This window comes from Roseovarius sp. SCSIO 43702 (genome assembly GCF_019599045.1).
Classification (GTDB): domain Bacteria; phylum Pseudomonadota; class Alphaproteobacteria; order Rhodobacterales; family Rhodobacteraceae; genus Roseovarius.
This window is the reverse complement of record NZ_CP080623.1, coordinates 1,323,110-1,348,668: the sequence shown is the minus strand read 5'-3', so window position 1 is coordinate 1,348,668 and position 25,559 is coordinate 1,323,110. Positions and strand designations below refer to the sequence as shown.

Sequence of the window (25,559 nt, the reverse complement as noted above, 5' to 3'; positions counted from 1 at the left end):
ATTACTCCAGAAGAGAGAGGATCAGGATCAGAGCCGCAATGGTGACGCCGACGAGCATGCGGCGGCGGAAGGCCTGCCAGGGCGTGTCGCAATCGCAGCGGATGCTGCGCGCAAGGCGGAGAAGCTCATTCATCGCGGTCAATCTCCCTGGCCCGGCGCAGGCGGGCGAGCAGCACGTCGATGAAGGCAGCCCCGAAGACGCCGACGAGATAGGCCGCCGATCCGACCGCACCGCCTGCCGCGACCGCACCCTCGGGTAGCCCGAGCCAGGCGGTCACCACGACGACCGAGAAGCTGCCCATCCCGGCGGCGATCAGCCCGCCCAACAGAATGTGGCGCAGCGCATCGCGCAGCCGCATCTTCGTGGTCAGCGCATTCGTGGCCCCGCCGAGCGCGCCCCAGAAGGCCAGCATCAGCGCAGTGGAAGCCGCAATCTCACGCAGCACCGTCGCCGCGAAGTCGGTATTGTCGTTCATCGCCGGATCTCCAGAAGCGGAATGGAGGTGATCGAACCGAGCCGCTCGAGGTCGAGCGTCACGTCGAGCGCGTCGGTGTCGAAGCGGACCGGCACGTCGAAGGCGAAGCCCGCCGTGATGGCGGCGCCCTCGGCGGGCGCACTGTCGAAGGTCACGACCCCGGTGGTCGTGTCGACGGACCAGCCGCTGGGCTGTTCCGCGTCATCGAGGGTGACTCGCACCGTGCCGGCGACCGGCTTGGTGATCGTGCGCACCCATGTCTGGCTACCGGAGACGTAGCGCTTCACCAGCTGGAACGCCGTTGTCGCACCGTCGCCGGTGCCAATGGGCTGGTCGGCCGGTCCGGGTGTCTGCGACGGCAGGCAGGATTTGTGGTCGCCCCAGTCCTTGAAGCGGAAACCGTGCAGCCGCCCGTTCCGCGCCTCGAAGAAGGCCACGACCGCCGTCAGATCGTCGGCACGGCGGATGCCGTAGGCGACGTCGTAGCGCCGGCGCGAGTTGGCCCAGCTGGCGTTGCGCTCTTCGTCGCCCGAGGCAAGCTCGACGATCTGCGTGCGCCGCTCCGGCCCGCCGCGCGCGCCGCGGCTGATGTCGTCCGGAAACCGGACCTCGTGGAACGCCATCAGAGCCCCCTCCGCCCGAGCGAGACAGCGCGTGCAATGTCCGCCGCGACTTGTGTGCGGGACTGGCGAAAGCTCTCGGCGTCACGTGTGTTGATGTTGACAGTAATGCCACCGCCCGCGCCGTAGGCCTGTGCCTCGCGGCGAGAGAGCACCCGCTCACCGCGTTGCAGGATCGCCGGAACTTCGTCATGGCGCAAACCGACCGCGCCACCGGAATGCATCCGCGGCGCACCGGCGAAGGCCATGGCCGGGACTATGCGCGATGGTCCAGCCGCTCCGACCGTGCCGCCGGCGTGCAGGATGTCGGCGAAGATCCCGCCGCCAAGCTTGCCGAGGACGCCGGAGAGGGCACCCGCGATCGGCCCGAGGATGAAGCGACGGGCCGCGAGCTTGGCGAGGTCCGCCAATAACGAGGTGACCAGATCGCGAAAGTTCAGCTTTCCGGTCTTCACGAACTCGCCGACGGCATTCTCGGCCGACTGGAAGGCGCCCACGAGGCTCTGCCCGATATCGCTGCCAATGTCGCGCGCCTTGCTGGCATAGTCCGCAAGGGTCTGCGAGATCGCACCCCAGCCGCTGGCAGCCGTCTCGCCACCCTCGGCGATCCGCGCGCCCGCAGCGTTTCCGGCCTCCCCCGCCGCGTCGAGGGCCGCGCGGACCCGGTTTGCCGCGTCACCGGCCTGATCGAGCGCATCGTCGCCCTGCTCGCCGCTCGCGCGCATTGCCGCCACGAGCTCTGCTACCGCATCCCGCACGCCATCGAAGGCGCCAGCGCGCGTATTGGCCGCCCGGGCACGCAGGGCATCGGCCCGGGTGCCGGCATTGCTGGCGGCGTTCTCGAGAAAGGACGCGTAAGCCTGCGCTCCGATCACATCGATGCGCGCATCCGCCCCGATCCGTTCGGAGACCGCGTTGAAGGTCGGCCCGATCTGGCCGAGGAAGTCGGCCCACTTTTGCGACAGAAAGGACATCAGCCGGAGCCAGATGCCCTCGATGTCCGCCCCCATCGCCCGGAAATCGTCCACGAAGGAGGTGACGGCCCTCGTGATCCCGTCCCAGACCGCCCGGGCCACGTTGCCCAGCAGCTCCAGCGCCTCCCCGAAGCCACCGGCGCCCTTCACCAGTTTCGTAAACTGATAAACAAGCTCGCCCGCACCGACGATCAGCGCCCCGATGCCAGTGCGAATGAGCGCCCCGCGGACCAGAACAAGCGCCGTGGCAAGCCCCCGCACCGACAGCGCGGCGGCGGCCATGCCAGCCACCCAACGGCCTGCGAGGAAGGCTGCGAAGGTCGCGGCGTAGGTGGTCAGGCGGCCGATGTTGTCGAAGAGGCTGCGAATTGCGATGCCGAGCGGGCCCGTGCGGCTGGCGACCGCCGCCATGGCGTCGGCGACGGCCTCCAGCGCGGGGGCTGCAGCGACCGCGAGCTGGTTAGCGAGCCCTCGCCAGATCAGCCCAAGCCGCGAGATCGCATCGTTCGTCCGCTCGATCTGGTCCGCGTCCTGCTCCGAGACCACCACCCCGAACGCACGCACGTCCTCCGTCGCCTGGCGCAGCGTCGCGGTGTCGATCCGGCTCATGGCGATCGAGCCTTCCTCGCCGAACAGCTGGCCCGCGACCGATGCGCGTTCAGCGGCAGGCACGAAGTTCTCGATGGCCGCGTTGATCGCACCCACGCGTTCGTCGAGCGGCAGGGCGATCAGGTCGGTGGCGGAAAGCCCCAGCCGCTCGAGCGCCTGCGCCGCGGGACCGCCGCCCGCCGCGGCCTGGCTGAGCCGCCGCGTCAGATCCTTAGTGGCCTGCTCGATGCCGGACATCGACACGCCCGCCAGTTCGCCCGCGCGCTGCAGTGTCTGGATCGAGGCGACCGTGGTGCCGAGCGACTGCGCGAGCTTCGCCTGCGCATCGACGGTTTGCAGACCGGAGCGCACCATGGCCACGCCCGCCGCCGTGGCGGCCGCGACTGCAGCGGCTGACGCGACTCGCACCCGGCGCGCAAAACCTGCCAGCCGCCGGTTGGCCGCCTCCATTTCCTGGCTGAGCCGCCCGAACCCGCGCTTGCCGGCCTCGCCCACGCCCTCGAGCTCGGCGCGCACCTGCCGCCCGCCTGTCGCCGCGAGGCGGACGCTGACCCGTTTCTCGGCCATTCTGGCCCCCTTGAGATGATGTCAGGCTTCGGAGCGGCTTACCGCCCCCTTGAAATATGTATCACGATGTGATACATATCCTCATGATCGTCAGCACGAAGGGCAAACTCGCGACGAACGCGGTGACAGACCGGTTCGGCAAGGGTTTCCCGGCCGACCTGGTCAAGCGAACGCGGGCGATGCTGTCGGCACTGGATGCCGCCGTGGTCCTCGAGGATCTCCGGTTTCCACCGGGCAATCACCTCGAGGAACTGAAGGGCGACCGGGCCGGACAGCATTCGGTGCGCATCAATGACCAGTGGCGCATCTGCTTCGTGTGGACCGATCAGGGGCCGACCGATGTCGAGATCGTCGACTACCATTGAAAGGGCGCGACATGACACTGATGAAGAACCCCTCTCACCCGGGCGAGGTCCTGTCCGAGCTCTATCTTGAGCCGCTCGACATGAGCCCGATCGCACTTGCGAAGCGCCTTCACGTTCCCCGCACGCGGATCGAGCGGCTGGTGAAGGGTGAAACCGCGCTCACCGTGGACACGGCGATCCGGCTCGCGAAGTTCTTCCGCACGACACCGGAGTACTGGATGAACCTGCAGCGCGCGTGGGATCTCGCGCGGGCGCGCGATACGATTGATGTCTCAGACATCACCCCCCTCGAGGCCGCCTGACGCCATCTGTTCGTTGAGCTTCACGACCATCACCACCTCGATCACGGGCAGCAGTTCGGCCATGGCGGGGGGCGGCACGCCGAGCGCGTCGCCGAGAGCGAGTGCTGCGGTCATATCCCAGCCGACGACGGCGCCGGGCAGCACCCTGAGCTGACCGCCAAGACGCGCGACCAGGTCCCAGACCTGCCAGCCTTCATGGGTCAGCGGCCGGTTCAGCCGCGCCGGGCAGTCCGGGCACGCCGTTTGGCAGGCTTGGCAGTATCGCTCGCCCCCGCCGAAGGACCAGTCGGCGAGAGCGCGGAGGCGTTTTTTTCCTGCTCCAGGAGCAAGCCCTTCGAGACATAGGTCAGCTGGAAGGCCTCGAAGATCGGCCAGACGTCGAGCAACGCGTCGATGGCCTCGGGGCTGGGATCGATGGGATTGCCATCGGCGTCGCCCACACCCTCCCAGGTGAGCACCGCCCGCCGCGCCAGCGCCTTGGCGAAGGCGACAGCGCGTTCCTCGTCCGATGCGGCCTCGGGCACCGCCTCGACGGCGGGATCGCTCCGCGTCGCCACCATCAGCGCGGTGGTCAGCGGGCGCAACTGCGCCCGGACGCCGGGCGCCAGGTCATGCCAGCGCGCTTCATTCGTCAGGTCGAGCGTCAGCATCGTCAGTACACCTCGATATCGTTGATCAGGGTTGCCGTGCACATCCGGCCAACGATGCTGTCGCGCGCGGCCTGCCAGTCGAAGGTCGCCTGCACGCCCTGCGGCCCCGAGATCTCGATGCGCGGGCGCGGCAGGTAGACGGCGTGCACGGTGAAGGTGAAGCTCTCGCCCGAGGGCAAGACGTAGGCGAATTCCATTTCGCAGGCCTCGCCATTGATCGCCTGCGTCACCAGCGTCTGGTCGGCGAAGCGCACCTCGATCCGGCCGGTCAGCGCCGCGATGGACGGGTCGGCGCCGTCGATGCGCCCGTCGCTGCGGATGGTCTCGATCCGGTCGAGATTGTTGGCATAGGTGATCTCCGCGGAGACCACATTGCCGAGGGCGGTCCCGTTCCGGGTGATCGACCCGTTGAAATGGCCGAAGCGCTTCAGCTCCAGTGCAGCGGGCGTGCCGGCGCTGGTGGTCGTCCCGACCGTCTCGCCCTGTGCCACCAGCCGCGCGGTTGCGGTCAGCAGGCCCGAACGCTGCATCTGCCAAGTGATCTGGTCGAGCACGCAGCCCGAATACATCGCGTATCGCGGCACCTCGGGCATGCCGGTCTCGATCGACATCGAGGGCAGCGTCCAGGACCCCGACTGGAACTCGTGGGTGTACGGGGCCTCCGCACCCGTGGTCGTCGGCGCCCCGAAGGCCGCCTTCAGCCAGAAGCCGAAGGCCTCGGCATCGAGCGGCACGACGACATCGCCATCGGCCGTCACCGCGTCCTTGATCGGCGCCAGCGGATCGCGACCGTAGCCCAGAAGCTCCGAGTTCAGCAGCGGCTGCTCCGCCCCGAGCGAGGTGCTGGCGAAGGGCATGCGGGTGAAGCCGCTGGCGGGCGGCGTTCCATAGGTCGTCTCGAACGCAAGCGCCATCAGCGCCCGCGCCCCCTGGGCTCGTGCCATGGTGATCTCCTGTTGTCGGTTGGGTCAGGCCAGCGGGTCGGCCGTGGAATAGTGCAGCACCACCGAGATCACGGCGGCCTTCAGGCTCGCGGCGCCCTCAACCGGCAGATCGACCGGCCGCGGCGCTTCGGCCTCGACCCAGTCGCAGAGCCCGCCCAGCGTGCGGTCGGCAGCGAGCGCCGCGCCGATGCTGGCGCAGAGCGTGTCGAAGGCCGCGTCACGGTCCGCGCCCTGCACGACCGCCTCGATCTCGGCGCGGTGCTGGTAGTGGTACGCGAGCGGTGACAGAGTCACCTCCGGCTCGCCCGGCTCGCCGTCGCGCAGGATCAGCAGGCCTTCGGCCGGGACACGCTCGGGCAGCACCTCTCCGCGCAGGGCGGTGGCGGGCAGCGCCGAAAGCCGCGCGTGCAGCGCGGTGAGGATGGTTTCACGATGGGTGGGCATTGGCGGCCAGCGATTATTGGAGGAGCGTTGCTGTGGCGGCTAACAGTACTGTCTGGCCAAGAAAATTTGGTGCGTGTAGCTTCGAACGCATGTTCAGTCAGTCTACAGAAATGAGCGCTTCGGATCGGCAACCGACCTACCTAACTCTGCATGGCGTTCCCCTTTCGGACGTCCCGCGCAGCGGTGTGGTCTACTTTTCGTTTGATCCCCAGGGAGTCTGGCGTGCCAGCACTGGTGATTTATCCCATGAGATCGAGAATGTTTGTGTTCGAATGCACGATGCACTTGCAGCACAAATCTTTGATGGAATTGGCAAATACCACGCAATTCTTTCGACAGTGCCAGAGTGGGTCGTGACTGCAGGACTAAACTCAGAGGCGCCAATCTCCCGTGACTTCTTTGAAAAACTTGTTCGCGCAAACAACAACCCGACGATCAACAAACTCCTATACCTGTATGACTGCCGCAGGCTGGTGTCTGGCATTCAGGAGGCACTGATCGAGGTCGTTCAACTTCAGGGCGAATTCTACAAAACGCTGAACTTGGAAGAACTCTTCTATCCCCCCGGCGTCAGCCCGGATGGAATTCGGCACATCGGTTCACCAGTGACCGCAAAGCTGATCGCCCTCATTAACGTGATCTACATTCGTCTGCACAGCCTTCTGGACTACGCCACGAAACTTGTCTTTGAAGCCGAGCATCTAAGAACAGATTTCAGTCGCTACCCTCGTTTGGCTTCGAAAAACAAGCTCTTCGGCGACCGGCGTCGCATTTCACTCAACAATAAAACCGGGACGCTATTTGAGCCCTGCGATCTGATCACGGAAACGGAGGCCCTCCGAAATCTGATCATCCACGACGGATTTTTTGACGAACAACCCAAGGTCTATGAAGTTAGGGCGAATGGAGTCGTGCAAGAGCGGTTTATTCTCTTGCCCGACCGTGAGAACGGACGCCTCACATCATATGGCAGCAGAAACCTCTTTTACGGCAATGAAGATAAGATCAACATGCGCTTGCCCAGTTTCATCGCCGAATTCCAGAAACGACTTTTGCTGACGGTCAAAGAGACACTGAGGATCCTCAGCTAGCGCGGTGGCGCGCCACTTCTTCAGTTGATATGCTCTTCCACCCAGTTCGCCACGATCAGCCCCGGCACGCGGTCATGCGCCCGCTCCGCGTCCCGGTCCAGATCGAGCCGCTTCGGCAACTTGACCTGCGGGACCAGCAGGAAGATCGGCGCGGTGACCTGGTTGCGGCCGGTCTTCGAGCGGGAGGCCACCGCCTGGCCGCGTTTGTTGATGCGGGCACGGTCGGCAACGAGAAGGCTCGGCCCGCGGCGGCGATAGACGAAGCGCAGGCGCAGGCCGCGGCGTCGCTCCCACTCGCCGGGGGTGATTTTGGCCCCGCGCAGGCCGCGTCCGGCGGCCTCCGTGGGGATCGCCAGCCAGAAGCCGTCTTTCGAGCGGATGAGCGGGCCGGTGTCGTGGGCACCGACGATGACCGGGGCCTTGGACCAGACCAGCGCCGCGGCGTTCAGGCTCTCGCCGGCCTTCGGATAGGTCTGGCTTCGGATCGAGTTTGCGAGCCGTCGGCCGAGCCCCGCGCCGGTGATCTGGCGGCGCCAGTCGGTCTTGAGCTGCCCGCCGGCCTCGCGCATGGCGGCGGTGACGGCCTTCTCGCCCGCCTTGATCTCCGCAGCCATCAGCGCAGCGAGGTCCGGCGTGATGTCGAGCTTCAGCTTCACGCGGGCCTCAGATCCACGGTCCAGACGAGCCGCTCACGGTCGCGGACGGGTTCGCCCTGGATGAGGAAGGCCTCGCCGTCGATCTCGATGCGGTCGCCGGGCCGAGGATTGGGCACCTCGGATACGCGCAGATCCACGCGGGTGGTCTCCGACCAGAGGCGCGCGTCGCCGAAGCCGGTCGTCTCGTCCGCGCGGCGCGTGACAACGCGCACGAGGACGGGCGCGCCTCCCTCGGGCGTGTAGACGGCCTCGCGGGCGATGTTGTCGTCGGCGAAGAGCGCGTCGAGCGCCATGGCGACGGCGGTCATCAGGTCCGCCGTGCGCTGCGCAGCACCTGCGGCCGGGTGCAGATCGGGAGCGGGTTGCTCTCGATCTCGAGCCGCACCCACTCGTCGCGATCCCTGTCCGGGATCATGCGCGCATAGAGCGGCAGGCCCACGGTATTGACCGTCTCGAAGGTGTCGGCGGGGGCGTAGTAGATCTCGAACAGCCCCTCGACGCCCTCGGGGTAGAAGTAGGCCTTGTCGGTGGGCACGCCGAAGCCCAGCCCGCCCCGGTAGCGCCGGAAGGTGATCCCGCCGAAGCTGACCTCCTCGCCCACGCGCCCGCGCAGATCGGCGGCCGCGGCAGTGTTGAGATAGGTCTCGCGCACCTCCTTGTGGGCCACCAGATCGGCGAAGAAGGCCGAGCCGCATTCGGCGCGCAGCTGCACCTGGCCCGCGGCGAGCCCGCCCAAGGAGTCCTCGACGCTCTCGATCAGCGCCTGGCAGCGCTTGCGCAGGGCGCCCGAGGCGGGGCTCGTGTTGTCGAGGTCGAAGTCGACTTCCGCCGCGGGCGTGATGCCGAACTCGGCGTGGTAGTCGATGACGGTGGCGCCGTCCTTCGGGTCCTTCACCACGCCTTGGATACCGTTGAAAAGGTGGAACTCGAAGGTGGCCTCGGCGTCGTTCCTGAGCCGGCCCAGCTTGCGCGCGACCTCGGCCTGCACCTGCTGCACCGCGGTCTCGGAGCCGAAGTCGCGGATCGCCTGGATTTCCGAGGCCCAGAGCACGTCCTGCTTCTTGAACTGGCGGCAGACGAAGGCGCGCATCTCGCGGCGTTCGGGGATCTGGCTCTCATAGGCCGAGCCGCGTTCCGAGAACGGGATCAGCGACAGCGTGCCGTCGCGGCTCTCGATCATCACGGTGCGACTGCGCACGCCGCGGGCGCCGAAGAGGTTCGCGCCCGACAGGATCGCGGGCTTGAAGGGGATGTTTTCGAGCGCGCGGGTGAGCTCGACGATGGTGAAGGCATCGCCTTCGAAGATGTCCATGGTGGCCATGTTGATGCCTCCGGGTCAGGAATGGTGGTTGGGGTGCGCCGTCAGCGGACGAGGATGCCCGCGTCGAGGAGCGCCGTGTGAGCCGCGGCGATCTCGGGATCGCTGGGCGTGCCGGCGAAGACGAGATCAAAGCGATTGACGATGGCGGGTCCGCGAACGACCGCGACGGCCGGCGCGTCGCCGGCGCTCGCATCCGCCTTGCCCCAGAGCACGGCGACCGCGGTCTCGGTGCCGTCGACGGCCGCCGGATCGTGCGCGGCGTATTTGCCGGAGGCAGTGATCTTGCCGAGCACGGTGCCGGGCTCGAGCGTGCCCGCCGCGACGATGATCGTCTCGCGGGTGTAGTCTCGGAAGGCTTCCCAGACGAGGAAGCCGCCGGGATGCGTGCCTTCGACGAGCGTGGTCATGATGGCTTATCCTTCTGTAGTGGGGCGATTGTGTTCAAGAGGGAGATTTCAATGAGAAAGGTCCCGTCTGGGCGTGCCGCAGCGGGGTTGGGCGGATCTCGCCAGCAGAGAGCGGGTCGGATCGAACGGGGGCGACGCGAGGGGCGTTCAGCGCGGAGACGCCAATTCATCTCGGCGCTGAACGCCCCGGATCGCGTGGCACCAATGTCAGTCGGGTTGGCTGTGTCGTAAGACCGTGCTTGCGTCGACTTCCTCGAGGGCGCTCCCATGCCGGCATCATGCTTCTGTCCGCGGTCAGCGCATCGGCTGCCTTCATTATGCCAAGTCCAAGAGCAGTTCCCGCGTGCCAATCTTTCAGGCGTCCTCAGATCGTCATGATCCGGCGACCAGGATAACCACGGCATCATCGGGGACCGCGTCCCGGCAAGGGACCTCGGTGAGCCTGCACCCTCAGGCGCGGTCGATCTCTCCTTCTCGTTCAAGCCTCATTTGCGGAATGCCTGATACGGGGGTCATGCGACTGCTGCCCGCATGGCATCGGCCCGCTTGAAGCAGAATTGCGTGCCATCACGCCACATGCGGTGCAGCACCACGCCGATACGGCGCGCCAATGCAACCGTTGCCCGCTTCTTTCCGCGGGATTTGGCGACATTCCATGCCCAGGCGGTCAGCCAGCTGGCCCTGCCTCGGTTCAACATCACTGTCGCGGCACGGTAGAGGGCAGTTCGCAAGCCAACATCACCGGCCTTCGTGATCTGGCCGAGGATATCTCGCTCTCCCGATTGATCACGTTTCGGGGTCAGCCCAGCCCAGGGTCCGACCTCTTTCGAGGATCGGAAACGGTCTGGATCATCGATTGAGGATTTGACAGTCAGCGCCACAAGTGCGCCCACGCCGGGCATGGTCATGAGCAGCCGACACACCGGGTCTATTTTCGCGTAGCCGCGCAACAGCTTTTCCAGCTTGGCTAGTTCTTTGCGAAGTTCCCGGCGGGCGGTCAGAATCGATGTGACCGCGGCTTCCAGCATGGGATTGCCGTCAACGAGCTCGCGCACGCGATCCTCATACCGGCCTTTCGAAATCTTCCCGATCTTCAGTCCGAAATTGCGCAGAATGCCCCGCATCGAGAGTTCGATGTTCAGCATGGCCTGCTGTACCGCCTTACGGGATGACAGCAGCGCGCGCGTTTCCTGCGCCGAAACGGATTTGCAATGGACGGGCCGAAACCAGCCCATGTGCAAAAGCCGGGCAATGCCCTCCGCATCACGCCGATCTGTCTTGTTGGGCATCGCTTTCAAGGCGCCCTTAACCTGACGCGTTTCCATCAGAACGGCGTCAAAGCCGGCGTCGACCAGAGCCCGATGCAGCCATTGTGACAGGGGACCGGCCTCCAGGCCCACACCTATTACTCGACCGGGCAGATCATGTAGAACCCTCACCAGTTCCTCGGGTTCGCTGGCGGCCGTGGTCTCCTTGATTACCTTCCCATGCGCGGAAACCGCGCAGATGGCCGTGCTTGCCAGCGAGACGTCCAATCCGATATGCAAATCCATGTCGTTGCCCTTTCTTTGCCAAGAGAGTTTGGGGCGCGCCCACCGGCCCGACCCCGTCGACACGTGAGAGACGTGCCAAGGGCAACGACACTTCAAAACATCCCGTATCGCAAAGCATAACGTCAGTGATTCGTGCCGCGCCCCACTACGGCATCTTTCAGCTTGAAGGTGCGGGCGATGACGTCGCCCCAGGGGCGGGTCGTGGCGCTGCGCCCGGGTTGCGGATGATGGGGCGTGATCTCCGGCGCCGTCTCGGCGCGGGCGTCCAGCAGCGCGGCGCGAACCGCGTCGAGGCTGGCGTCCTCCTCGAGGAAGCGACCGGCCATCTGCGGCTGGCCCGCCAGGCGGCAGAGGTCGACGACGGCCCGGGCATGCGCGATGGCCTCGGCGCGGATGGCCGCGGGGTCCGAAGTCGGTTTGGTGGAGGCCGTCGCCGCTTCTGCACCGGCCTCATCGCCACCAGGATCGTCGACTGCGGGCTGCGGTGCGGCATCGGGCGCCGGCGCCGGCGCGACATCGTTGGCGTCTTCAACGATGTCCGGCTCCGTCTCTGCGCCCTCCGGATCGGCGGTCTCGACCGGCTCGACAGCCTCCACAAGTTCGGGCGGTGCGTTCCGGAAACGCCCGATGTCGAAGTTGGCGGCGATGCGCACAGGCTCCGCAAGCTGCGTGGCGAGGCCTGCCTCCAGCGCCTCGGCGGCCGAGAACCAGGTCTCCGCGGCCATCAGCGCCGCGATCTCGTCCTCGGTCTTGCCGGACCTTGCCGCGTAGCCGCGCGTCATGCCGGCGGCGATCTTGTCCAGCGTCCCGGCCATCTCGCGCATGTCCGCCGCGGTGCCCATGACGAGACCGGACGGGTCGTGGATCATCAGGAAGGCGTTCTCGGGCATGACGATCGCGTCGCCCGCCATGGCGACGTAGCTCGCCGCCGAGGCCGCAATGCCGTCGATCCAGACGGTCACCGTGCCGGCGTGGCGGCTCAGCGCGTTGTGGATCGCGACGGCATCGAAGACCGACCCGCCCGGGCTGTTGAGGCGCAGGTCGATGGCCGCGTCATCCGGCAGTGCGCCCAGCTCGGCCAGGAACCCCTTGGCGGAGACGCCATAGGCGCCGATCTCGTCATAGATCAGCACCTCCGCGCCGCCCTCGCGGGCGCGGATCGTGTACCAGCTTTTCATGATATCACTCCTGTTCGGTCCTGCGGTCGGGGGCCGGCGGATCCTCGCTATTGTCGCCATCCGCCCCGTTGCCCGGATCGGGACGCGTCGCCGGGGTCGCGCGGGCGCCCTGCGTCTCGCCCGGGCTGGTGCGGTAGCGCAGGCCGAGGCCCTCGGCGCGCGCCGTGTCCGTCGCGTTCTCCCGGTCCACTTCCTCGACGTCGTAGCCGGTGGCCTCGACCACCTTGCGCCGCGAGGTGATGCCCGCCTCCATCGCCAGCACCTGCGCTTGGATGTCCTTGAGCGGATCGACCCAGTCCCAGCGGGGCGGGATCCACTGCACCATGCGCGCGGCCGCCGGGTCGGGCAGATCCAGCCGGCCCGCCAGCCGCGCGGTTTCCAGCCAGCACGCCCAGACCGGGCGGCAGAGCTGATGCGCGATCAACCCGTGCTGGAGCTGCTGCACCCGCCGGCGAAACTCCACGAGCTCGGCCCGCAGGCTCGAATAGTTGGCCTGGCGCACGTCGCCGGTGACCAGGTGGTAGGGCAGCCCCAGCGACGCCGAGACGCCCAGCAGTGTCCGGTACTGGAACGCCTCGTAGCTGTTGCCCACATCGGCAGGGCTCGAGAACTTCACGTCCTCGCCGGGCAGCAGCACCTGCAAGGTGCCGGGCTCGAGGCTGGCAATGGCTGCGCCGTCGGGGTCGGGCTCCTCCGCACCCATCATCGGCTCTTCGGGCGCCGTCTTGGTGATGAAGCCCGCGAACATCGCCGCGGTCTTCTTCCGGTCGAGCTCGGCATCGTCGTACTGATCGAGCAGGAACAGACGTACCATCGCGGGCGCCACATGCGGCAGGCCCCGGATTTGCCCGGCATCGAGCGGCCGGTAGATATGCAGCACGTCCCCGGCCGGCACGCGCACGGTGTCGGGCACCGCCACGCGCCGGTCCGTGCTGTCGCCGGGATGGCTGCGGCGGAAGTGATAGGCCACGCGCCTTCCGATGGCATCGAACTCGATCCCGCAGCGGATACGGTTGCCGTTCGCCGCGGTTTCCGTTTTCTCGAAGGGGAGCATCTCGGACTGGAGAAGCTGCAGCTGCAGCGGGACCAGCAGCCCGTCCCCGGCCCGGCGCGGGCGCAACCGCACGAAGCACTCGCCGGCCACGAACATCTCGCGCGCGACCATGGCCTGCAGGCCGTAGAAGTCGGTCAGCCCGTCGGCGTCCGCCTCGTCGGTCCAAGCGAGCCAGAGCCGCTGGAGGCGGTCGCGCAGGTCCGCGTCGTCGATCAGCGAGGACGGCTTGATCCCGTCGCCGACGAGGTTGGCGGCGAAGGCCTCGCAGGCATTGGCGGCATAGCCGTTGGTGACCACCAGTTCGCGCGCCCGCGCCAGCAGCTTCGGACCGCCCGAGGCGACCAGCGCATTGACGTTCTCCAGCGGCGGGTTCCAGCCGCGCAGCCGCCGCCGGGACATCGCGCCCTCCAGGCGCGCGCGCACGCCGGAGGGGCCGCCCCCTGCGGGATGGCGGCGAAACCGGTCGAACAGCCCCATGGATCACAGCCCCTTGGTCGTCGTCACGCGCAGCTGCCGCACGATCCGCCGGCCCTCGGCCGCGGCAATCTCGCGGTCCAGCGCCTCGATCGCCCGGTCGATCTCGGCCACGCTGCGATACTCCACGGTCTTGCCGTCATAACTGACCCGCGCTACGCCGGAGGACCGCTGCGCCGAGAGCGCGTCGCGGCGGGCGCGCAGTTCCGCGATTGTCGTCATTCCGATCGCCTTCTATGCTCGGGCCAAACTGCCGCCGCGTCCGGAGCCATGCCGCAGAAGATTGTCCACCTCAGAATCGAACTGGAAAACATCGAGCCTCGCATCTGGCGGCGCGTCGATGTGAGCCTGACGACCAACCTCAGGGCGCTCCATGATCTGATCCAGGCGGTCATGCCGTGGGAGAGCTATCACCTTTACGAATTTGCCGTCGGAGACAGGATCTACGGCGAGCCCGATCCCGAGGACGCATTCTGGGACCGCAAGGTCTATCAGGCGAAATCCCTTCGGCTCTCGATGCTGATCGACCGCGGGATCACGGAGTTTCTGTACACTTACGATTTCGGCGACGACTGGCGGCATCGCATCGTGATCGAGGGCGTCTCGGACGCCGAGCCGGATCTCGACTACCCGATCTTCCTCGGCGGTGAACGCCGCGCCCCGCCCGAGGACGTGGGAGGCCCGCCCGGCTTCATGGAGTTCGTCGAGGCGATCTCGAAGCGCAGCCATCCGCAGCACAAGGACATGGTGCGCTGGTACGGCGGCCCGTTCCATCCGACCGATTTCGGCGAGGCCGATATCGCACAGCGCGTCCGCGAGATCGCTGCAAGGCGCAAGGCAGCATACGAGACCTTCCAGCGAAGTCGCGAGATGCGGCAACGCTGAGCATCCGCGTTTTCGAGGCAGTGGTCGCGCAGGCCCTTTGCTCAGGCCGCCCTGGGCAGGATGCGATAGTGCGCCTCGGTCGGCTGGCAGGCCGCGCCGTTGATCGGAAGAATGTCCTGCGGACAGGCCGACATTGCCACCACGCAATCCATCCGCGCCCGCAGGGTGACGTAGTCGCCGGGTCTGGACAACGGCTCTCCCCAGCTGGTGGTTCCGTCTTCCGCCACGGGGATGTTCATCCACAGATTCAGCGGACTCGGACATTCGAAGATTTCGATACCGATCCGTCGCATGGCAGCGAACAGGTTGTCGGTGCAATTGTCGTGATAGTCCTCGCACCCCAAGAGCCCGTAGCGATAATCGTCACAAGCAGCGATCAACGTGTCGTGCCGACCGGGCGACGTGTCCTCCTCCATGATCATGATCGGGCGACGGCGATTGGTGACCAACGGATCGCCTTGACCGGGCCACAACTTGCCCAGTGTGGCCCGCATGTGTTCGTTCGACAGAAATTCCGTCGGATCCTCTGCGCGGAACGCCCATGTATCGACCACCTGTGCGCCATGGGTGTTGACGATCTGGATGGCCTCACCAGCGCCGAGGCGCACGGCCCGCCCCTTGCGGGCAGGTATGGTGAACAGTTCCGGTTCTCCAGACATTGGCGGTTCCCCAATCAGTTGACGGGTTGATCCAATCAGCTTTGTCAGGCTTGAGCAAGTTGATCAGCCGAACGGTGCAGAACGCCTCTCACCTCATGTAACTCGAGCGCACCGTCCGCCGCCTTGGCACCGGGCGGGGCGCGGGCCTCGCCGGTGCCTCGCCGTCCGCCCCGGTCGTCTCGACCGCCAGTTGCCGCTCCAGGTCCTGCCAGCGGGCCTCCGCCCATCGGTCGGCCCCCGCGATCCAGGCGGCGGCGCGGGCATAGACCCGGCAGTCCAGCGCCTCGTTGCGTTCGCGCAGCTTCTGCCATTCGAGCTTGGCGAAGCCGCGCTTGCCCTTGACCGTGACCAGCTGCTCGGCGGTCAGCTGCCTGAGCCACTCGGCATCGGCCCAGTCCGGCAAATGGACGGTGCCGGGCGGACACGGCGCGCCGGCCTCCTGGTCCTCTTTCGTCGGGCGGTCCTGCCGCAGGAAGCGGTAGGTCTCCGCCTTGAAGGTCGCCGTGGCCAGGGACCACAGCCGCGCGCCGCGGCGCAGCCGCTTGCCCGCGACGGTCGCGTCCACATAGGTCGGCCCCGTCACCGGGCTGGCGCGGTTGAACCCGTCGAGCCCCTTCACCGGTGCCACCTGCGCGAAGCCGACCTGCCGCGCCCAGCCATAGACCGCGCTGGTCTCGAACCCGGTGTCGATCGCGAGCCGCGCGATGGTCAGGTGCTCGCCCGAGGCATGGGTCCATGTGCGCCCCAGCAGATCGGTCAGCTGCTGCCAGCAGACCGGATCGCCAGGACCGCCCTCGAGCACGACATGATCGATCAGCCAGCTTTCCAGCCCACGGCCCCAGGCCCAGACGTCGACCTCGATCCGGTCCTTCTGCACGTCGGCGCCCGCGGTCAGGAACAGGCCGCCCGCCGGCACCGTGCCCGGTTTCCACGCCTCGCGGCGATCCGCCAGCCGTTGCCAGTCCGGCGCCTCACCGGTCTCGACCCAGGTCTCGCCGAGGATCGTGTTGCGGAACGCCTTGATCGCCTCGTCGGAGCCTCGGGCCGCCTCCCAGGCGCGCGCGATCCGGTCCCAGCCCAGCCAGCCCACCGGGGAGTAGAGCGCCGAGAGGTGATAACCGACGGTGCCGGGATCCTCCGGCTCGGCCGTCGCGCGCCATTCGCCCGCTTCCAGCATCGCCGTCTTGTGGTGTTCCGCGATGGCCGCCTCGCAGCCCTCGCAGTGATACTCCGCCGTCTCCGACCGGGCCTTCTCCCAGCGCAGGCGCTCGAACTTCAGCCACTGCATCGCCCCGCAATGCGGGCACGGTACGAAAAACCGGCGCTGGTCGGAGGCCTCGAACTCCCGCTCGATCCGGCTCAGCCCCCGGATCGTCGGGGTCGAGACCAGGAACACCTTGCGCCGGTGCGCGAAGGTCAGCGAGCGGGCCTCGGCCAGCGTGACCGGGTCGCCTTCCTCGTCGGCCGAGGCCGGATAGGCATCGACCTCGTCGAGGAAGATGTACCGCGCAGGCGTGGATCTGAGCCCGACCGCCGAGTTCGCCCCCGTCATGATCAGGATGCCGCCCGCGAACTCCTTGGACAGCATCGTGTTGCCCGCGTCGCGCGAGCGCGCCGGCTTGATCCGCTCCCGCAGCTCCGGGCTTTCCTCGATCAGCGGGTCGATCCGCTGGCGCGAGTTGCGCTTGGCCAGCTCGACCGTCGGCTGGACCGCCAGCATCGGCCCCGGCGCCTGGTGGATCGCGAAGCCGATCCAGTTGTTGCCGGCCTCGGTCGCGCCCACCTGCGCAGCCTTCATAAACACGATCCGCTGGGTGGGATCGCCGGGCGAGAGCCGGTCCATGATCTCCCTCATGTAGGGCGTGCGCAGCGTGCGATACTGCCCCGGCTCGGCCGAGGCGCGGGACGACAGCTTGCGGTGCCGGTCCGCCCATTCCGACACCGTCAGGTCCGGGTCGGGCCGCAGCCCAGCCATCCACGCCCGCAGGACATCGCTGGCCCCGTCGAAGGCCAGCGCGTCCGCGTCCTCAGCGGAGATCTGGCTGGATCTCGGCGAGGTCGTCGAGCTGCGATCGGACATGCTTCTCCAGAGCCTTCTGCATGGCGGCGGGCTCGATGACAATTTCCTGGCCTGACGCTTCGCTGCATGAGGCCGAGAGATCGGCCGCCATCAGCGCGGCCACCCGGGCGGGCCAGTTGACCCAGACGTCGCGCTCCTGCCGCGCCAGCCGGAACACCAGCGCCAGCTCGCGGGCGCGGTCGATCAGCTCGCCCTTGAGCTTTTGCAGCCGGATGCGCCGCTCCTGCGCCTTCAGCACCTCGTTGGCCGTCTTGGCCTGCAGGAAGGTCGTGCCGCCGCCCGTGGCGGGCGCGGCCAGGCCCTGTTCCTTCAGGGTATCGCCCACGGCCGAGACGGCCGCCTCCGGCACGGGCTTGCGGCTCAGTTGGGGCGGCTTGCGGGTTTTCGACGGGTCCGTGGTCTCGGCCCGACGCGCGTCGCTGGCGTCGGCGTCGATGCTGCCGTCGGCGTGCAGCACGAGGCGTCCGGCGGCCTTCGCCTTCTGGATCGCGCCGCGCGAGAGACCGACATGGGCGGCGTACTGGCGCTCGCTCAGACCCTCCATGTCGCGCTCCGATTATCATGCGAATTCATGTGCTTATTGAGTTGATAAGCCTCCGCGCGGGAGCGAACGTAGATCCACAAGGACGATGCAACTCACCACGGAGCCACCCCGATGACGACCCGCCTGAACCCGATCACCACCCCGCGCCACGAACTCCGCGCCGAGAAGGCGCGCCGGAACAAGGAAGCGGGGCTCGCCGCCTTCATCGGCAAGAAGGCCGAGATCGACGAGATGCTCGCCCGCCTGCAGGCGCTCAGCGACGACCATTTCAACTGCCACCCCGACGACGTGGGCTGGGCCATGGTCGGCACGCTGGAGCACTACGCCAGCCTTCTGAAGCGCATCACCGACAGCGCCTTCGGCGAAGGCGAACACGCCGAGTGACAGGAGCGCGCACCATGGAAACCAGCACCATCCGCATCGCCATCCGCGGCCTGAACGAGCCTTGGGATGCCGGCCGCATCCCCGCCGTCCTCGACGAGATCGGGAACGCGCTCCGCGACGAGGCGGACATTCCCGCGCGCCTCACCGCCGACAGCATGACCATCGCCATTGACGTGGCGACGGATCGACTGCCCGCCGCCACCACGCTGCTGCGCGACCTCGGGCTGATCTGACCTCCGGCCCAGCCGGACCTCCTGCCGCGCCCTGCGCGGCTCGGGGTCGTAGGAGGGTCGCGACGGTCGCGGCCCCGACCAAGGAGACGACCCCATGACCAAGCTTTCCGACACCCAGCTCGTGATCCTCAGCGCCGCCGCGCAGCGCGACGACCGCAACGTCCTGCCGCTCCCCGGCTCGCTCCGCGGCGGGGCCGCCGCCAAGGTGGTCGGCGCGCTGCTGAAGCGCGGGCTGATCGCCGAGACGGCGACCGACAGCCGGACCAAGGCGGACGCCGCGCTCAACCGCATCTGGCGCAACGACGAGAACGGCCGCGCCATCCTCCTGCACATCACCGACGCCGGCCTTTCCGCCATCGGCGTCGAGCCGGAAGGCGGCAACAGCGCGCCCACGGGCGCCGACGGGGCGCCGAGCGCGGAGCCCCCGCAGGACGCTCCAGCCGAGCCCGAGCCCGCACCCAAGGCGCGCACACCGCGCGCCGGCACGAAGCAGGCGAAACTGATCGAGATGCTCAGCGCCGACGGCGGCGCGACCATCGACGAGATCGTCGAAGCCACGGGGTGGCAAGCTCACACCGCGAGGGGCGTCATGTCCGGGGCACTGAAGAAGAAGCTCGGCCTGACCATCACCTCCGAGAAAATCGAGGGGCGCGGTAGGGTCTACAACTTGCAGTCCGAATGAACCAACGCTCGGTCAAGCTTGGAATGCCGCCGTCCGGTCACGGGCGGCGGCATTCTCATTCAACAGCTTTCTCACCCATGCTATCCATGCTCCGATTGCGGACGCTGACTGGCTCGGTTGGCAAGGACCATGCATGAAGGGTGATGTTTCATTATGACGAATACTGAAGGCGCCGACCAAGAAGACGACGGCAAGGTTAACGCGATGATCGGAGCGGGAGCCGATATCGCCGGTGCCGCAGTCGGCAGTGCGCTCGGTTTTTTGGCCGCAGGTCCGGGAGGTGCAGCTGCGGGCGGCGCCGGTGGTGCCATGGCCGCGCATGCCCTGCGTGGACTCGGTGAAGAAGCAGCCAATCGACTATTGGGGCCGCGCGAAAAGGTGCGCGTTGGTGGTGCGCTGGCGATTGCTGCATCAAAAATCCGAAGCCGTATCGAACGGGGCGAAACACTTCGCCAGGATGGCTTCTTTGACCCCAAAGGAAATGGACGCAGCGACGCAGATGAAGTGGCCGAGAGTGTTCTCCTGAAGTGCCAACGTGAAGCCGAGGAGAAGAAGATCCCCTACATGGCTTTTCTCATCGGAAACATAGCATTCGACGCGCAGATTAGCCCTGGCCTTGCCCACCAGATTGTCAGAACCGCTGAAGCCCTTACCTACCGCCAATTGTGTCTGCTTAAGATTGCAGCGCTGCGAGAGAACTATCAACTGAGACAGGACGATTATCGGGGGCAGCAGCGCTTCGAGAAATCGTTATACGAGCTTCTCTACGAGTGCCTCGATCTTTATCACCGCGCTCTTGTAAACTTCGGGGGCGAAGTGGCCTTCGGGCCCACAGACATCAAGCCAGGCAGCATGGCAGTCCAAGGCATGGGCGCGGACCTTTTCAACCAGATGGGTCTCACCACGATACCGCAACCTGATCTTGATCCGATTATCGCTGAACTCTCGAAGTGATTTGGTCGGATCGGAAGGCCTCGAACAACCGCCGCAGGACGAAGGACCGCGCGATGCTCACCACCGTGAACACCGCGCCCATCTTCAGGTTCTGCGCCAGCGTCGTGTGCAGCCCGAAGACCGGGAAGATCAGGATCTGCGTCACGACCGCGACGCCGTAGCCGACCGCCACGTTGGCGACGGCCTCCACCAGCGACATGGCACGGCTCTGCTTCATCGCGCACCCTCATCCATCGGCCAGCAGTTCAGCTGCGAGAGTTCGGATCGCATGCGCCGCGACCAGCGGGACCACTCCGTTGCCACAGAGCCGAAGCCGGTCCACCCGGTGGGCCAGCCCATCAGCGCCTCGACGAACAGCGGGTTCAAGGTCCGGGGCGTGTCGCAGGAAGGCGCGCCAGCCGTCGGCGTCACCAGGACCTGGCGGCCAAGCAGCCCGTTCACCGGCGTGTTCGCGAGGCTCGTCGCGCCGTCCTTGTGATCCCGCGCCGTCGGCGTCATCCAAAGCCGCGTCGCATCGCAGAGCGTCGTCCCGTCGTTGCGCGCGCGCGCCGTCTCGCTGCGATTGCTCGTCCGGTTCCGCGTGCCCTTGCTGTCGCCGGCCAGCGGCGTCGGCCAGAGCCGCATCATCTCCGTCCGGTTGCCGCCGCTCGAGCGCGTCCCCGAGCAGGCGCGCGGGGTCGGCCAGGTGGTCGCGCTCGCGGTGGGCGAGGATGAGGAGCCGCTCGCGCCGGTGGGGCGCGCCGACTTCCGCCGCCGTGAAGAGGCCCGCCGCAAGGCGGTAGCCCATGCCGACCAGTCCTCCGGCGACCTCGGGGAAGCCGAGGCGGAGATGATGGGCGACGTTCTCGAGGAACACGAAGGGCGGCTCGACCTCGCCGACGATGCGGGCGACATGGGGCCAGAGGTGCCGCGGGTCGTCCGCGCCCCGGCGCTTGCCCGCGACGGAGAACGGCTGGCACGGATAGCCCGCAGTGACGATGTCCACCGCGCCTCGCCACTGGCCGCCGTCGAATGTGGCAATGTCGTCCCAGACAGGCGCCGGATCCAGGGCCGCGTCTTCCATCCGCGCCACGAGGATGGCCGCGGCGTAGGCGTCCCGCTCGACATGACCCACAGTGCGATATCCGGGGAGCGCGAGGTGCAGCCCGAGGTCGAGCCCGCCGGCGCCGGAGCAGAGCGAGAGGCCGAAGAGGCACGCGTCGTCCGCTCCGGCAGGCAGGCCGGAGGAAGGTAGAGCCACGCCATCCACGTCGTCAGGCCGCGTGGGCCCCCTCGGCCGCGGCCGGGGTCTCGCCCAGCCGCTCGGCCTTCACTTCGGCGAAGGTCCGGCCGTCGCCGTCGAGGATCGCCTCCTTGCCGGTCTCCGCCTGCCAGCGCTCAACGGCGACATCGACATAGGCCGGGCTGATCTCCATCGCGAAGACGCGGCGGCCATTGGCCTCGCCCGCCATGATCTGCGAGCCCGAGCCCGAGAACGGCTCGTAGCAGAGCCCGCCGCGGGCGACGTGCTGGCGCATCGGGATCCCGAAGGCGTCGAGCGGTTTCGGCGTCGGGTGCTCGGGACGCTCGTCCTTCGCGAAGGACGGCATCTCCCAGGTCGAGGGCAGCGTCTGCTCGGCGACCTTCGGGGGGCGGTTCGGACGCCGCCAACCCATGAAGCAGGGTTCGTGCTTCCACAGGTAGTGGGACCGGGTCAGGACGCCGCGGTTCTTCACCCAGATGATCTGCTGGTGGACGAAGGCGCCCGCCTTCTCCCAGCAGGCCTCGAGCATCGCCTGTCGGCGCGAGGCGTGCCAGCAATACCAGGCGGCGTCCTCGGCGATGGCCTCCGCCACGGCGGCGGCGATGAAACCGTCGTAGAGGTCCGCGCCCTGCGAGCTGTCGTCCCAGGTCGTGCCATAGGACGCAGACCAATCCTTGTTGCGCGTCGGGTGGTTCGAGCCGTCGTAGTCGACGAGATACGGCGGGTCGGTCGCGAACAGGATCGCGCGCTCACCGTTCATCAGGCGGCGCACATCGTCGTGGTTCGTGCTGTCCCCGCAGAGCAGCCGGTGATCGCCGAGGATCCACAGATCACCCGTCCGCGAGGCCGGATTGCGAGGCGGCTCAGGGATGGTCACCGGCGGCACGGAGCCGCCGGCGCCCCCTTCTTCTTCCCCGCCCCCGTCCGGATCGAAGGCCAGCAGCTTGTCCAGCTCGCCGTCCGAGAAGCCGACCAGCGACAGGTCGTATTCGTTCGCGAGCAGGTCCTGAAGTTCGGCAGAGAGCAGCGCCTCGTCCCAGCTGCCGAGTTCCGTCAGCTTGTTGTCCGCGATCCGGTAGGCCCGCCGCTGTGCTTCGGTCAGATGCCCGAGCACGATAACCGGCGCCTCGGTCAGTCCGAGCTGCGTCGCGGCCAGCACCCGGCCGTGGCCCGCGATCAGCTCGCCGTCCTCGCCGACGAGGCAGGGCACGGTCCAGCCGAACTCGGCCATGCTGGCAGCAATCTTCGCGACCTGGTCGGCGCCATGCACCTTCGCGTTCTTCGCGTAGGGCTGGAGCTTGGCCAGCGGCCAAGTCTCGATCCGCTCGGGGGCGAAGCTCAACGTCATGCGTGATCCTGTCGATGCTGTTCGCGCGGTGGCCTTCGCCGCGCTGGACTCCCGCGGCGTGGACTCCACCGGGGTGGATACCCTGGCTTCCGGCTGGACTCCGGCATCCGCGGGGTATCCACCCCGGGCGGCCGATCAGGTGTTTGATTTTACGCAGCTTTCAGGCAGATCGGGTGGCTTCCGGATTCCGGGTGGCTTCCCAAAAAATTGGCCCTGTCGCTGGCGATATTTCGCGCCAAGCCCGCCAGCATACGTTCCGGCCCGGAAAGGAACCGGAAAACAACGACTTGGCGATCTGGACTCTGGCTGGACCCCGGAAGCCAGCCCCGGTGTCCACCTCGCGATCGGCGTCGGCTCGCCCGAGCGCACGACCCCGAGTATATCGCTATTGATAGCGCCAGAGAGGCGATCCGTCTCGCCTTGCGGTGTCTCACAAGAAAATGTCTCGTGGGGCACTGGAGGATTGACAAGCCGGTTAATCGTCGTCCGAGGAAACCAACTTCAGCGGACCGCGCTCGTGCGGCATCAGGCCATCCTCTTCATACTTGGCGATAAGATGCTGGCGCAATCGCTCTTGCTCCTCGCGCAACCGCCGACCAGCCTCCATTGCTTCGGGTGGGATGTCCTTCTGCATGATTTCACGGAGCTTTTCCTCAACCTGATCCCCGACACCGCGAAACGAGAAGTCGTGATGGAAGCCCTTCTTGAACACGTAGTTGAGGATGGCCGCGGCCCCCTCAGGAAGGTCCTTCCCAGCAAGAAACTGTCGGAATAACCACAGCGCCAAATCGGCGACCTGAATCCCCGCGCTGTCGTCCGAGCTGGACACTTCGAAGCTCGATCCTGGCACCTTGCGCAGCACCACCGTCTCGCCCGGTCGATGGATGGGCTCTCCCGACGCGTTGGAAAACATTCGGTGCCACTCTTCCAGCGAGCCCTCGAATTGCGATTGCCGGTCGTGGACAATCTTTTTCAGCGGGCGGTTCCATTTTTTTGAAACCCCCTCGAGGCCGTCGAGGAGGTTCGCAAAGGCGACCATGTTGGGCATGTGACCATTCTTGGCTTGGCGCCCCGCAATGAAGATGTCGAGAGCTTCCGGGTGATCACGCGCCCACAGCAGGGTCTCCGTTACGACTTCCCTCGACCTCTGATCCGCAAGCAAATCAACGTTCTCGAGGATAGCGTCGCAGATACCCGGGATCTTTGCTCGTGCCTGCTTCTCGTTCCGGGCCATCAGCATGGACCAAAATTCTCGCGCGATCTCTTCTGTCAGAATAGTCGCGACCTTGAAGCAAAGGATCAGCTTCAAAACCCTCACGTTATAGGCGTTCCAGTTAGCCGCTGGATTCTCACCTGAGTCGAAAAAGGTGTCATAAAGCTTGGTCGCGACCAAGTATCGCTTCTCGACGCGCGACACAAAGAACCTCGCGTCGACCTTCTTCAGCAGGTTCAGAAGATCGGGTGCAATCTTCTCTATTGGTCCGAATCCGAGGACCGAGGCATGCAACGATTTGATATCGTGCTTTCGGCAGATCGCGCGAAGCGTCTTTTTGTGCAGCGCGTCAAAATTGGACTTCGTGATAAGCGCCCCGGTAAAGAAATCCGGCTGCGCCTCATCAAAGATGTTAGAGCCGGTATTCCCAGTTTCGTCGACGAACGCGAACAATTCTACACTCCTGTGCTCAGCTCACTGCTCGCACGATATAGTCGATCGAGCGGTTCTTTGGCACCCGTCTACCGTTCAGCCGCCACACGATGACCGCGATGCCGTACTGCCAGCGCCGGTTCGCGGTGGCGCGACTGATGCCCAACTCCCAGCAGATCGGCTTCCACGGCGTCCGGTTCGCACGTAGCCAGACAAGCCGAGCGTCGTCCTTCTCGAGCCACCGCAGCCAGAGCATCGCCTCCTCTGCCTCGGTGATCTGGCGCGGGCTCGGCCGGGGTCGGCGCATCCGCGGCTCCTGGCCGACCTGATCGGCGAATGTGTGGAAGTATTCGGGCCACGCGTTGAAGTATCCCTGCGGCTTCACAGCGGGCAGCTGCGCGAAGACGTCGGCGGCCAGTTCCAGGCGGTCCTGCACCGTTCCCATGGTCCATTCACCCATGGCGCATGTCCTCCTGTCGCTTGCCATAGAGTTTCTCGCCCAGTTGCCGCACGAGTTCCCGTTCCGGCCAGGTGAGACGCTGGTCGTCCAGCGAGACCGCGAGCATCCGCTGCTCGTGCCAGCCCTCGCGCTTGACCTGCTCGGGGTCGCGGCGGCGCCCGCCATAGCCCTTGGGCGTGTACCGCATGCCGCTCATGCCACGCCTCCCCGTGTCTCCAGCGCCCAGAGCAGGATGGCGATTGCATCCGCCTCGTTGTCGTCGGCGGGCGAGAAGCCGCGGCTGCGGGCGACCGCCATCATCGCCTCCTTGTTCGCGTTGCCCTTGCCGGTGGCGTGACGCTTGATCGTCCCTACGGGCACGCCCTCGTAGGGCACACCGCGCAGTTCGCACCACGCAGTGAGCGTGGCCATCAGGCCGCCATAGACATGGGCCGCATCCGTTCCGGCATGGCGGCGCACTTCCTCGAACCAGATCGCCTCGATCGGCCCGGACAGCCGGTCCAACTCGGTCAGCCAGTTTGTGAAGCGCAGATACCGCATGCCGCCGCCGTCATAGCGGCCGGGCTTGAAGGACGCGGTGCCGCTGGTGATCAGCCCGTCGAACCCGCGCAGCGCCCAACCGGTGGTCGTGCCGAGGTCCAGGGCAAGGGTGGCGGATGCTCCGCCTGCGGGTGCGTCCGTTGATAACGGGGTCGGGAATGTCTTGGCCATCGGGGGCTCCTTTCCTGTCTGCTCGATGGAGGGATGGGGACGGCGC

Annotated in this window: 34 protein-coding genes and 1 pseudogene; 8 read left to right on the top strand and 27 right to left on the bottom strand. The window is 66.8% G+C overall.

Annotated features, from left to right (window positions below):
• Position 1: 1 nt before the first annotated feature.
• Genes K1T73_RS17845 through K1T73_RS06495 form a run of 4 tightly spaced genes read right to left on the bottom strand, consistent with a single transcriptional unit; the run spans position 2 to position 3,246 of the window.
• Positions 2–133 (bottom strand): hypothetical protein, encoded by a 132-nt coding sequence (locus K1T73_RS17845; RefSeq protein WP_259400469.1) that lies wholly within the window; start codon positions 131–133, stop codon positions 2–4.
• The gene (locus K1T73_RS06505) at positions 126–476 is read right to left on the bottom strand and encodes a hypothetical protein (protein ID WP_220603140.1); all 351 of its coding nucleotides are present in this window, start codon (positions 474–476) and stop codon (positions 126–128) included. Before K1T73_RS06505 ends, K1T73_RS17845 begins: the two co-directional genes overlap by 8 nt.
• Complete coding sequence (locus tag K1T73_RS06500; protein ID WP_220603139.1) at positions 473–1,099, bottom strand: DUF2460 domain-containing protein; 627 nt, start codon at positions 1,097–1,099, stop codon at positions 473–475. Before K1T73_RS06500 ends, K1T73_RS06505 begins: the two co-directional genes overlap by 4 nt.
• The gene (locus K1T73_RS06495) at positions 1,099–3,246 is read right to left on the bottom strand and encodes a phage tail tape measure C-terminal domain-containing protein (RefSeq protein WP_220603138.1); all 2,148 of its coding nucleotides are present in this window, start codon (positions 3,244–3,246) and stop codon (positions 1,099–1,101) included. The genes K1T73_RS06500 and K1T73_RS06495 overlap by 1 nt, the downstream gene beginning before the upstream one ends.
• A gap of 83 nt (positions 3,247–3,329) precedes the next feature.
• Here K1T73_RS06495 and K1T73_RS06490 point away from each other — a divergent pair, with 83 nt between their 5' ends.
• Positions 3,330–3,611: a type II toxin-antitoxin system RelE/ParE family toxin gene (locus K1T73_RS06490; RefSeq protein ID WP_220603644.1), complete on the top strand. Its 282-nt coding sequence runs from the start codon at positions 3,330–3,332 to the stop codon at positions 3,609–3,611.
• 11 nt (positions 3,612–3,622) lie between these two features.
• Entirely contained in the window at positions 3,623–3,913 is a 291-nt protein-coding gene (locus tag K1T73_RS06485; protein ID WP_220603137.1) for a HigA family addiction module antitoxin, read from the top strand.
• Here the strand turns inward: K1T73_RS06485 and K1T73_RS17840 are convergent.
• The 4 genes from K1T73_RS17840 to K1T73_RS06465 all read right to left on the bottom strand — a co-directional run bounded on the left by K1T73_RS17840 (position 3,884) and on the right by K1T73_RS06465 (position 5,951).
• Positions 3,884–4,027 carry a hypothetical protein gene (locus tag K1T73_RS17840; protein WP_259400468.1) on the bottom strand — a complete coding sequence of 48 codons (144 nt, stop codon included), beginning with the start codon at positions 4,025–4,027 and terminating at the stop codon, positions 3,884–3,886. The genes K1T73_RS06485 and K1T73_RS17840 overlap by 30 nt on opposite strands.
• Before the next feature lie 98 nt (positions 4,028–4,125).
• Positions 4,126–4,563 carry a hypothetical protein gene (locus K1T73_RS06475; protein ID WP_220603136.1) on the bottom strand — a complete coding sequence of 146 codons (438 nt, stop codon included), beginning with the start codon at positions 4,561–4,563 and terminating at the stop codon, positions 4,126–4,128.
• A gap of 2 nt (positions 4,564–4,565) precedes the next feature.
• Entirely contained in the window at positions 4,566–5,507 is a 942-nt protein-coding gene (locus K1T73_RS06470; protein WP_220603135.1) for a phage tail tube protein, read from the bottom strand.
• Positions 5,508–5,531: 24 nt separating this feature from the next.
• On the bottom strand, positions 5,532–5,951 hold the full coding sequence (locus K1T73_RS06465) for an acyl-CoA transferase (protein ID WP_220603134.1): 420 nt from the start codon (positions 5,949–5,951) through the stop codon (positions 5,532–5,534).
• Between the two features lie 32 nt (positions 5,952–5,983).
• Between K1T73_RS06465 and K1T73_RS06460 the strand changes: the two genes are divergently transcribed.
• Positions 5,984–7,042 (top strand): hypothetical protein, encoded by a 1,059-nt coding sequence (locus tag K1T73_RS06460; protein WP_220603133.1) that lies wholly within the window; start codon positions 5,984–5,986, stop codon positions 7,040–7,042.
• A gap of 20 nt (positions 7,043–7,062) precedes the next feature.
• On the opposite strand, the gene K1T73_RS06455 is transcribed toward K1T73_RS06460, so the two are convergent.
• The 8 genes from K1T73_RS06455 to K1T73_RS06420 all read right to left on the bottom strand — a co-directional run bounded on the left by K1T73_RS06455 (position 7,063) and on the right by K1T73_RS06420 (position 13,907).
• On the bottom strand, positions 7,063–7,698 hold the full coding sequence (locus K1T73_RS06455; protein ID WP_220603132.1) for a DUF6441 family protein: 636 nt from the start codon (positions 7,696–7,698) through the stop codon (positions 7,063–7,065).
• Complete coding sequence (locus K1T73_RS06450) at positions 7,695–8,006, bottom strand: hypothetical protein (protein ID WP_220603131.1); 312 nt, start codon at positions 8,004–8,006, stop codon at positions 7,695–7,697. Before K1T73_RS06450 ends, K1T73_RS06455 begins: the two co-directional genes overlap by 4 nt.
• Entirely contained in the window at positions 8,006–9,019 is a 1,014-nt protein-coding gene (locus tag K1T73_RS06445; RefSeq protein WP_220603130.1) for a major capsid protein, read from the bottom strand. Before K1T73_RS06445 ends, K1T73_RS06450 begins: the two co-directional genes overlap by 1 nt.
• A 41-nt stretch (positions 9,020–9,060) precedes the next feature.
• Positions 9,061–9,426: a head decoration protein gene (locus tag K1T73_RS06440; protein ID WP_220603129.1), complete on the bottom strand. Its 366-nt coding sequence runs from the start codon at positions 9,424–9,426 to the stop codon at positions 9,061–9,063.
• A 512-nt stretch (positions 9,427–9,938) separates the two neighbouring features.
• On the bottom strand, positions 9,939–10,979 hold the full coding sequence (locus K1T73_RS06435) for an IS110 family transposase (protein ID WP_220603128.1): 1,041 nt from the start codon (positions 10,977–10,979) through the stop codon (positions 9,939–9,941).
• Between the two features lie 122 nt (positions 10,980–11,101).
• Positions 11,102–12,157, bottom strand: coding sequence for a head maturation protease, ClpP-related (locus tag K1T73_RS06430; RefSeq protein ID WP_220603127.1), 1,056 nt, complete (start codon positions 12,155–12,157; stop codon positions 11,102–11,104).
• 4 nt (positions 12,158–12,161) lie between these two features.
• Entirely contained in the window at positions 12,162–13,688 is a 1,527-nt protein-coding gene (locus K1T73_RS06425; RefSeq protein ID WP_259400467.1) for a phage portal protein, read from the bottom strand.
• A gap of 3 nt (positions 13,689–13,691) precedes the next feature.
• Entirely contained in the window at positions 13,692–13,907 is a 216-nt protein-coding gene (locus K1T73_RS06420) for a phage head-tail joining protein (protein ID WP_220603126.1), read from the bottom strand.
• Positions 13,908–13,955: 48 nt separating this feature from the next.
• Here K1T73_RS06420 and K1T73_RS06415 point away from each other — a divergent pair, with 48 nt between their 5' ends.
• Entirely contained in the window at positions 13,956–14,570 is a 615-nt protein-coding gene (locus tag K1T73_RS06415) for a plasmid pRiA4b ORF-3 family protein (protein WP_220603125.1), read from the top strand.
• A 41-nt stretch (positions 14,571–14,611) separates the two neighbouring features.
• Here K1T73_RS06415 and K1T73_RS06410 read toward each other — a convergent pair whose 3' ends face one another.
• The 3 genes from K1T73_RS06410 to K1T73_RS06400 form a co-directional block, all read right to left on the bottom strand.
• The gene (locus K1T73_RS06410) at positions 14,612–15,229 is read right to left on the bottom strand and encodes a DUF1989 domain-containing protein (RefSeq protein WP_220603124.1); all 618 of its coding nucleotides are present in this window, start codon (positions 15,227–15,229) and stop codon (positions 14,612–14,614) included.
• 88 nt (positions 15,230–15,317) lie between these two features.
• Positions 15,318–17,309 (bottom strand): phage terminase large subunit family protein, encoded by a 1,992-nt coding sequence (locus K1T73_RS06405; RefSeq protein WP_220603123.1) that lies wholly within the window; start codon positions 17,307–17,309, stop codon positions 15,318–15,320.
• On the bottom strand, positions 17,257–17,853 hold the full coding sequence (locus K1T73_RS06400) for a hypothetical protein (protein ID WP_220603122.1): 597 nt from the start codon (positions 17,851–17,853) through the stop codon (positions 17,257–17,259). The genes K1T73_RS06405 and K1T73_RS06400 overlap by 53 nt, the downstream gene beginning before the upstream one ends.
• A 111-nt stretch (positions 17,854–17,964) precedes the next feature.
• Between K1T73_RS06400 and K1T73_RS06395 the strand changes: the two genes are divergently transcribed.
• The 4 genes from K1T73_RS06395 (at position 17,965) to K1T73_RS06380 (ending at position 20,106) form a co-directional block, all read left to right on the top strand.
• Positions 17,965–18,237 carry a hypothetical protein gene (locus tag K1T73_RS06395; protein WP_220603121.1) on the top strand — a complete coding sequence of 91 codons (273 nt, stop codon included), beginning with the start codon at positions 17,965–17,967 and terminating at the stop codon, positions 18,235–18,237.
• 14 nt (positions 18,238–18,251) lie between these two features.
• A complete protein-coding gene (locus K1T73_RS06390) occupies positions 18,252–18,470 on the top strand; it encodes a hypothetical protein (protein ID WP_220603120.1) in 219 nt (72 codons plus the stop codon).
• Positions 18,471–18,564: 94 nt separating this feature from the next.
• Positions 18,565–19,152, top strand: coding sequence for a DUF3489 domain-containing protein (locus K1T73_RS06385; protein WP_220603119.1), 588 nt, complete (start codon positions 18,565–18,567; stop codon positions 19,150–19,152).
• A gap of 153 nt (positions 19,153–19,305) precedes the next feature.
• Positions 19,306–20,106, top strand: coding sequence for a hypothetical protein (locus K1T73_RS06380; protein WP_220603118.1), 801 nt, complete (start codon positions 19,306–19,308; stop codon positions 20,104–20,106).
• Here K1T73_RS06380 and K1T73_RS06375 read toward each other — a convergent pair.
• The 8 genes and pseudogenes from K1T73_RS06375 to K1T73_RS06345 all read right to left on the bottom strand — a co-directional run bounded on the left by K1T73_RS06375 (position 20,084) and on the right by K1T73_RS06345 (position 25,513).
• Complete coding sequence (locus K1T73_RS06375; protein ID WP_220603117.1) at positions 20,084–20,323, bottom strand: hypothetical protein; 240 nt, start codon at positions 20,321–20,323, stop codon at positions 20,084–20,086. The two genes, K1T73_RS06380 and K1T73_RS06375, sit on opposite strands and share 23 nt — an antisense overlap.
• Positions 20,320–20,733, bottom strand: a complete 414-nt coding sequence (locus K1T73_RS17835; protein ID WP_259400541.1) for a hypothetical protein — start codon at positions 20,731–20,733, stop codon at positions 20,320–20,322. The genes K1T73_RS06375 and K1T73_RS17835 overlap by 4 nt, the downstream gene beginning before the upstream one ends.
• 115 nt (positions 20,734–20,848) lie before the next feature.
• Positions 20,849–21,346, bottom strand: a pseudogene (locus tag K1T73_RS17830) (DNA cytosine methyltransferase); the annotation flags it as partial.
• A gap of 13 nt (positions 21,347–21,359) precedes the next feature.
• Positions 21,360–22,697 carry a site-specific DNA-methyltransferase gene (locus K1T73_RS06365; protein WP_220603115.1) on the bottom strand — a complete coding sequence of 446 codons (1,338 nt, stop codon included), beginning with the start codon at positions 22,695–22,697 and terminating at the stop codon, positions 21,360–21,362.
• A gap of 475 nt (positions 22,698–23,172) precedes the next feature.
• The gene (locus K1T73_RS06360) at positions 23,173–24,363 is read right to left on the bottom strand and encodes a DUF3800 domain-containing protein (protein ID WP_220603114.1); all 1,191 of its coding nucleotides are present in this window, start codon (positions 24,361–24,363) and stop codon (positions 23,173–23,175) included.
• Positions 24,364–24,379: 16 nt separating this feature from the next.
• The gene (locus K1T73_RS06355) at positions 24,380–24,802 is read right to left on the bottom strand and encodes a DUF6362 family protein (RefSeq protein ID WP_220603113.1); all 423 of its coding nucleotides are present in this window, start codon (positions 24,800–24,802) and stop codon (positions 24,380–24,382) included.
• The gene (locus K1T73_RS06350) at positions 24,795–24,989 is read right to left on the bottom strand and encodes a hypothetical protein (RefSeq protein WP_220603641.1); all 195 of its coding nucleotides are present in this window, start codon (positions 24,987–24,989) and stop codon (positions 24,795–24,797) included. The genes K1T73_RS06355 and K1T73_RS06350 overlap by 8 nt, the downstream gene beginning before the upstream one ends.
• Positions 24,990–24,994: 5 nt before the next feature.
• Positions 24,995–25,513, bottom strand: coding sequence for a crossover junction endodeoxyribonuclease RuvC (locus K1T73_RS06345; protein ID WP_259400466.1), 519 nt, complete (start codon positions 25,511–25,513; stop codon positions 24,995–24,997).
• Positions 25,514–25,559 lie beyond the last annotated feature (46 nt).